At 44.7% G+C, this 7,736-nt stretch carries 5 protein-coding genes; all 5 read left to right on the top strand.

What is annotated here, in order from left to right; all coding sequences use genetic code 11:
• The first annotated feature begins 259 nt into the window (after nucleotides 1-259).
• The 5 genes from TY49_RS21225 (at nucleotide 260) to recQ (ending at nucleotide 7,550) form a co-directional block, all read left to right on the top strand.
• Nucleotides 260-811 carry a cysteine hydrolase family protein gene (locus TY49_RS21225; protein WP_041967904.1) on the top strand — a complete coding sequence of 184 codons (552 nt, stop codon included), beginning with the start codon at nucleotides 260-262 and terminating at the stop codon, nucleotides 809-811.
• Between the two features lie 92 nt (nucleotides 812-903).
• The gene (locus TY49_RS21220; protein ID WP_041967903.1) at nucleotides 904-2,379 is read left to right on the top strand and encodes a nicotinate phosphoribosyltransferase; all 1,476 of its coding nucleotides are present in this window, start codon (nucleotides 904-906) and stop codon (nucleotides 2,377-2,379) included.
• Between the two features lie 153 nt (nucleotides 2,380-2,532).
• Nucleotides 2,533-3,606, top strand: coding sequence for an ATP-binding protein (locus tag TY49_RS21215; protein WP_052442263.1), 1,074 nt, complete (start codon nucleotides 2,533-2,535; stop codon nucleotides 3,604-3,606).
• A gap of 749 nt (nucleotides 3,607-4,355) precedes the next feature.
• Nucleotides 4,356-5,195, top strand: a complete 840-nt coding sequence (locus tag TY49_RS21210) for an STAS domain-containing protein (protein ID WP_041967902.1) — start codon at nucleotides 4,356-4,358, stop codon at nucleotides 5,193-5,195.
• A gap of 222 nt (nucleotides 5,196-5,417) precedes the next feature.
• On the top strand, nucleotides 5,418-7,550 hold the full coding sequence (recQ, locus tag TY49_RS21200; protein ID WP_041967900.1) for a DNA helicase RecQ: 2,133 nt from the start codon (nucleotides 5,418-5,420) through the stop codon (nucleotides 7,548-7,550).
• Nucleotides 7,551-7,736: the final 186 nt, after the last annotated feature.

Here is a 7,736-nt window from a genome sequence, read left to right as displayed (position 1 = left end):
GGACAAAACGAGGAGGAGAAGCTGTGATTTTGTCCGAACCTGGTGTGACTTCGGACAAAACCAGGAGGAGAAGCTGTGATTTTGTCTGAACCCGATATAACTTCGGACGTAACGAAGAAGTAGGTTTGTCTGGTGTCCGTTTTGGAGATAGATTCCGAAAATCAATCAACCTTAATATCCTGCCGATATGAAAAATTTGCCTACAAATCATATTTGGAAGAAAATAAAAGATAATAAGATAAAAGGATGTGGATACATAATGGGGAGCAAGGCGTTGATCAATATCGACTATACGTATGATTTCGTGGCGGATGACGGCAGGCTGACTTGCGGCGAGCCGGGGCAGGCGATCGAGGAGAAGCTAGTCGGCATCACCAGGGATTTCATCAATAATGGTGACTATGTTGTTTTCGCGATTGATGTCCATGATGAGGGCGATGAGTTCCACCCGGAGACGAAGCTCTATCCGCCTCATAATATCCGCGGTACGAAAGGCAGGGATTTGTACGGCAGCCTGCAGGGTGTTTATGAAAAAAATAAACATCTCGAACATGTGTATTATATCGATAAAACGAGGTATTCTGCTTTTGCCGGAACAGATCTGGAAATAAAACTGCGCGAGCGGGGAATCACCGAAGTTCATCTCGTTGGTGTTTGCACAGATATTTGCGTCCTTCACACGGCAGTCGATGCTTATAATAAGGGATTTAAGGTTATTGTGTATAAGGACGCGGTTGCTTCTTTTGACCAGGTGGGCCATGAGTGGTCGCTCCGCCATTTTGAGAGTTCGATTGGCGCTGAGGTAAAGTAGCAGCCAGTTGCAAGGCCAAATGGTGCGCAGGGTAGTTTTTATATCCGCTGAGTGGTCAAGCGGTTCATGGCAGTATATTTGGAGGTTTTTAGATGAGCACAAAATTCAGAGACGACAGCTTGATGCTGCATACGGACTTATATCAATTAAATATGATGGAAACATACTGGCGCGATGGCGTTCACAATCGACGCGCGGTGTTTGATTTGTTTTTCCGCAAGCTTCCTTTCGGTAATGGCTATGCCGTTTTTGCCGGACTTGAAAAAATCATCAGCTATATCGAGAACTTTGGCTTCACGGAAGATGATATTCAATATTTAAGAGAAGAAGGAAAGTTCGATGAGGATTTTCTTGCCTTTTTAAAAGAAATGCGTTTTACAGGAACCATCCGTGCGATGCAGGAGGGCGAGATTGTTTTTGCCAATGAGCCGCTAGTCAGGGTCGATGCACCACTTGTTGAAGCCCAGCTGATTGAAACGGCGCTGCTTAATATCGTCAACTATCAGACATTGATTGCGACGAAGGCTTCCCGAATCAAACAGGTTGTGAAAGATGAAATCGCGATGGAGTTCGGTACCCGCCGTGCGCATGAAATGGATGCGGCTCTCTGGGGCACGCGCGCCGCTTATGTTGGAGGCTTTGATTCCACCAGCAATGTGCGTGCGGGAAAATTGTTCGGCATCCCGATTGCAGGAACCCATGCTCATTCTATGGTACAGGCTTACAGGGATGACTACACCGCTTTTAAAAAATACGCTGAGACGCACAGGGACTGCGTATTCCTTGTCGATACGTATGATACGCTGAAATCTGGTGTGCCTAACGCAATCAAAGTGGCAAAGGAATTCGGTGATAAAATCAATTTCATCGGCATCCGTCTCGACAGCGGGGACCTTGCTTACCTTTCAAAGGAAGCTCGTAAAATGCTTGATGAAGCCGATTTTAAAGATGCGAAAATCGTTGCATCCAGCGACCTGGATGAGTATACGATCATGAACCTGAAAGCCCAGGGTGCGAAAATCGATACTTGGGGCGTGGGCACGAAGCTGATTACCGCCTACGAACAGGCAGCTTTAGGAGCGGTTTATAAAATTGTTTCAGTTGAGCGGGGTGACGGCACGATGGAGGACACAATCAAGATTTCCTCCAATCCGGAAAAAGTGACAACTCCTGGCATCAAAAACGTGTACAGGATCATCAACAAAGCGAATAATCGCTCTGAGGGGGATTACATCACACTTGAGGGTGAGAATCCACAGCAGGAAAAGCGCCTGAAGATGTTCCACCCGGTCCATACCTTTGTAAGTAAATTCGTCACCAATTTCGATGCGCGGGATCTGCATCACGATATCTTCAAGGATGGCAAGCTTGTGTACACCCAGCCTAGCCTGGATGAAGTCCGAAAGCATTCAAAATACTGCCTCGGCATTCTTTGGGAAGAATACACACGTATGCTCAATCCCGAAGAATATCCGGTCGACCTCAGCCAGAAGTGCTGGGACAATAAAATGCGCAATATAGAAGAAGTGAAAGAGAAGGTCATGGAGATGACTGGAGAAAAGATGTGATAGAGGGCTGCTTTCCCGAGTTGGGAGGCAGCTTTTTTACATATAGTTGTGAAATATCAACTTCTGAAGTGAATTACCTATATTTTCTAAAGGATTTCCCCTAAGGATAAAAGAATTATAAGAGAACGAATCTTTTTCTAAGGGTGTTGCCGTGTGAATGATCAGGAATGCAAGGTGGATTATGAGCAGTTCATTCCAAGAGAAACTGGCTTTATATTTAAATACGAAAAACAAGACAACACATTCATCCATACGTTTATTGAAGGCAAGCTGATAGAAAAAGTAGGTCTTTGCCCTGAAAAAGTAGTGGGGAAATCATTGTTCGAGTTCCTTCCGGCTGAACAGGCTCTCCGTAAAGAGGCTTTTTATGAAAAGGCATGGAAGGGAGAGCATGTCAACTATGAAGGGAACTTTGGCGGAATCCATTACCTGGCCATCCTGAATCCTGTTCGTCATAACGGAGTGACGGTGGAGGTAATCGGGACGACCATAGACATTACGAAGGAAAAAGCGAGGGAGAAGCAGGTCCAGCAAATGGAGAAGCTTTCCGTTGTGGGAGAACTGGCGGCAGGCATCGCCCATGAAATCCGGAATCCACTCACTTCTCTGAAAGGTTTTGCAAAAATCGTCAAAGAAAGCGTGTCGGATCCGACTTTGTTGCCGTATCTGGATATCATGCTGGATGAGATGGACCGGATCAATGAAATTGTCAATGAGTTCATGTTCATTGCCAAACCTAATGAACATGTGCATTTTCAGCATACGAATCTTAATAAGCTGCTACGCGAATGCATCCACTTCATGGAACCGCAGGCACACCTTAAGAGCATAGAAGTAGAATTTGAGATTGAGTCGGAAATTCTTCTGAATTGCGACCGAAAAAAAATGAAACAGGTGCTGATTAATCTGCTGCAGAACGCGATTGAAGCGACCGAGGACAGCGGGCATTTTATCGAAGTAAGATTGGAGGAAATGAGCAGTGATTCCGTGATGGTCACAATCCTCGATAAAGGATGCGGAATATCGGACTCAAGGTACAAGCGCTTGTTTGAACCATTTTATTCAACGAAGGAAAAAGGAACCGGACTGGGGCTGATCACCTGCAAGCGGATCATCGATCTCCACCAGGGCAATATCGATATTGAAAGCAAGCTTGGCGAGGGCACGACAATCAGAATCAGCTTGCCAAGATTCCATCGAGTAGACTCATTGAAGATTGCTGAATAATGAATGTCTTGCTTCTTTTGAAGCAGGGCGTTTTTTCTGTCGATCTATAAGGTTTATATGTTTTTAAATGATTTTTATAAGCCATTTTCTCTTGAGAAAATATGAGAATCATGTTCTGAATTGTTAGCCATGAACGAGGAATAACCAAAATAATATTCAATAATTCATGGACTTTTTGCAGCATAGCGGGGTGGCTCCTTTCAGTGTGAAAATGTGGGGAATATAGTGGGTTGCTCTTTTCTGGATGTACTTTAACTTGGAGAATTCTCTATCAGAGCGTCAGTATTTGTTATTGCTCAAAATCTCAGTATTGGATAAAGTGGACCGAAGTGATAGGAGTAATATCTTAAAAGGTTTAATTTATTATGAATAAGGGTATAAGCTGGTGCTGGGAGGAGTCTGCAAGTTACTTAGGTTGAGCTCTTGTATCATAGTACTGAACAATGGACAAATTAAGGAAAAAGACGATGCTTCATTACATAGATTAAACTCTGTCACGGTTCGAATGCTGATTGAATTCATGAATTCATTCCAGAAAAGATTCTTTAGCTAAATAGTACCTAGGAATACTCCCTGAATAATGAGGGTTATTAATCATCGTACAAGATTTTTATTTGTTATTAAGCCTGGGGATAGAACAATGATGGCATTTCTAGTCACCAGCTTTTTTTCCTACGGTTAGATAATGATTATAATAATATTGTTAATGACGTGCATCCTAGAACAAATCAGAAAAGAGGAACAAGCCTGTGAACCATTCTATTCGAAATTTTGATGATGCAGCAGAAACAATATTGAAATTCCTAAGCACTATAGTGCCTGTCAATACTTTGTTTATCGCTAAAAATGACGAGTGTACAAATGAAATAGAGAAGGTGGTCAATAAGAAAGGTGTTCTTTTGGATGAGGGTGATAAACTTCCATTCAATGATACATACTGTAAACTTAGTGTCAATCATGGGAATAGGGTTCTATTAATTCCTGATTTGCAACATAGTGAGTTGACGAAGAGTATGGACGTGACTCTCTCGTTAGGAAATGGCAGTTTCATCGGCATTCCCATATATTATGGGGATGGGACAAACTATGGAACAATTTGTGGATTAGATAATGAACCTTTTGAGTTTCATGAAGAACATATAGAAATTTTCACCACAATGGCTTCTCTGCTCAGTTATGTCCTTGATTTAGATAGGGTAAATAAAGAGGTAGAGGAGTTATCTGTTCCAATCGTTTCCCTGACCGATGGAGTCGCTGTATTACCTATTATCGGCGACATTACAGAGAAACGGGCGAATTTGATTATTGATTCGACCCTTAAACAGAGCACTAGCTTGTCACTACGTTATTTGATTGTAGACCTTTCGGGGATCATTCGAATAAATGAAAGAATTATCCATTATTTGCTCAGTATGATGAAAATGTTAAAGCTTGTTGGAGTGACGCCAATCCTGACTGGCATACATCCGGAACATGCGGTAAAGATGGTAGACAACCGGCTCTTAGTTGGTGACATTCTAATAAAGAATTCATTGGAATCAGCCCTGGCACACATAGGATTTTCACTTGTTGAGAATAACCCAAAATAAATATTTCTTTTCTTGAAGGATTCGTTTTGAATAGTTTCAACAAGGTGGATTGGATAGGATTCACTATCGGATTTTTTGAAAAAGAGATAAAGTTAAATGCCGTGCTTTCTTTAGGAAGCACGGCATTTTTTGCTGTCGTTCGCCTTGCTATATCTGTTACAATGAAAGAGTATTTCCTCTTAAATCCCCTCAATTTTTCTCACTGAAAGGAGCCACCTCACTATGCTGCAAAAAGCCCGTGAATTATTGCAAAACCATTTTGGTTATTCTTCATTCCGCCTAGGACAGGAACAGGCAATCTCATCTGTTCTTGAAGGGGAAAATACCGTCTGTGTCATGCCGACCGGCGGCGGTAAATCGATTGTCTATCAAATCCCGGCACTCGTGCTGCCAGGGACAACCATCGTCATTTCACCGCTGATCTCCCTGATGAAGGACCAAGTCGATACACTCACCCAACTTGGCATTCCGGCAACGTACATCAATAGCTCGCTGACTGCCGGTGAAGCTGCGGCTCGAATGGATGACGCCAGGAACGGAAAGTACAAACTGTTGTACATCGCTCCCGAGCGGCTGGGGTCATGGGAGTTCATCGATGACCTGCAGGACATGGATATCCCTCTGATCGCCGTCGATGAAGCGCACTGTATTTCCCAATGGGGACATGATTTCCGTCCAAGCTATCTGCAGATATCCGGACTTGCTGATCGCTTGCCGAGAAAGCCGATTGTGCTGGCCCTGACGGCAACCGCGACCCCGAAGGTAAGGGAAGATATTTGCGCATCGCTAAAAATAAATCCTGAGAACACGGTTATCACTGGATTCGAGCGCAGCAACTTAAGTTTTTCCGTTGTCAAAGGCCAGGATCGCCAGGCGTACTTAAAGGATTTTATCAAAAAGAATGAAAAGGAAGCTGGCATCATTTATGCGGCGACCAGGAAAATCGTCGACCAGCTGTATGAATGGCTGCAGAAGGAAGGCTTCAGTGCCGCCCGCTACCACGCAGGCATGAACGATGAAGACCGGAACACCGAACAGGAACGATTTTTACAGGATGAAGCTACTGTGATGGTTGCAACTTCAGCATTCGGAATGGGAATCGATAAAAGTAACATCCGCTATGTCCTGCACTTCCAGATGCCAAAGAATATGGAGAGTTACTATCAGGAGGCAGGCCGTGCCGGGCGTGACGGCTTGGACAGTGAATGTATCGTGCTTTATTCGTCGCAGGATGTCCAGGTGCAGCGCTTTTTGATCGACCAGTCAGCAGACCGCGAGCGAATTGCGCCTGAGCTGGAAAAATTGCAGCAAATGGTCGGTTACTGCCATACCGAAGAGTGCCTGCAATCCTATATCCTCCACTATTTTGGCGAAACAGAGACCGTGCAATGCGGACGCTGCGGTAATTGTACAGACGCTCGTGAGACACAGGATGTCACGAAGGATGCGCAAATGGTGCTGTCGTGCATCATCCGGATGGGACAGAAATACGGAAAAGCGATGACAGCCAATGTTTTGACTGGCTCAAGGAATAAAAAGGTGTTGGAATTCCGCCTGGATAAATTGCCGACGTACGGACTGATGAAGGACCGTAATGCCAAGCAGATCAATGATCTGATTGAGTTTTTGATTTCCCAGGAGCTGATTGGCGTCGAGCATGGCACCTACCCGACGATTTATGTGCCGGAAAAAGGAAAGGATGTCTTGCTTGGCAAGACGAAGGTTTTCAGGAAGGAAGCAGTGCGGGTCAAGCAGGTTTCCAATGATGATCCATTGTTTGAAGAGCTGCGTGAGTTGCGGAGGGAAGTTGCCTCTGCGGAAAAGGTGCCGCCGTTTATGATTTTCTCCGATTCCTCGTTGAAGGATATGTGCCTGAAGCTGCCGCTGACAGATGCAGAGTTCCTCGATGTGGCCGGTGTCGGGGAACACAAGCTGCAGAAGTATGGTTCGCCATTCATTCAGCGGATCATCGAATTCTGCGAGGAGCATCCGGAGCGCGAGCCTGTGATGAATGCCGTTGCGGAGCCAGCCAGGAAGCCGGCAAAAAAAGCAGTCGGGGATTCCCATCTCGAAACGTACAAGCTGCATCAGGTGGGAAAGACAGTTGCTGAAATCGCCGCGAGTCGCGAGCTGGTGGAAAGCACGGTTGAAAATCACCTGATTCAGTGCATCCAGCAAGGAATGGAAGTCGATTATGACTTGCTAATTCCAGCTGAACATATCGCCGACTTGGAGCGATCCGTGGCAGAAGCTGGCCGCGACAGGTTAAAACCAATAAAAGAACTGCTGCCTGATGAGGTTAATTATTTTATGATCAAAGCATTCTTGTATATGTCCAAGAAAAAGGTACATTAAGACGAAGCCCGCGGGCTTCGTCTTTTTTTGGACGATCATAGAGGATTTGCTAGTTTATTGTTGCGCCAGTTTCTGATCAAGGTACGGTCACATAAAAAGAGATAGTGCCCGGTCAGGAGAAGAAAATGGGAAACTGGTCACATAAAAGAAGGAGATGTTCCCGGTTAGGCGAGGAAAAGTAGAAAC

It is taken from the genome of Mesobacillus selenatarsenatis SF-1 (genome assembly GCF_000813125.1).
Classification (GTDB): Bacteria; Bacillota; Bacilli; order Bacillales; family Cytobacillaceae; genus Mesobacillus; species Mesobacillus selenatarsenatis.
Note: the sequence above shows the minus strand (reverse complement) of the source record. Positions and strands in the feature narration are given on the sequence as shown.

Coding starts and splice junctions, on each gene's coding strand:
- TY49_RS21225 (WP_041967904.1), top strand. CDS start 260: ATGGGGAGCAAGGCGTTGATCAATATCGACTATACGTATGATTTCGTG.
- TY49_RS21220 (WP_041967903.1), top strand. CDS start 904: ATGAGCACAAAATTCAGAGACGACAGCTTGATGCTGCATACGGACTTA.
- recQ (WP_041967900.1), top strand. CDS start 5,418: ATGCTGCAAAAAGCCCGTGAATTATTGCAAAACCATTTTGGTTATTCT.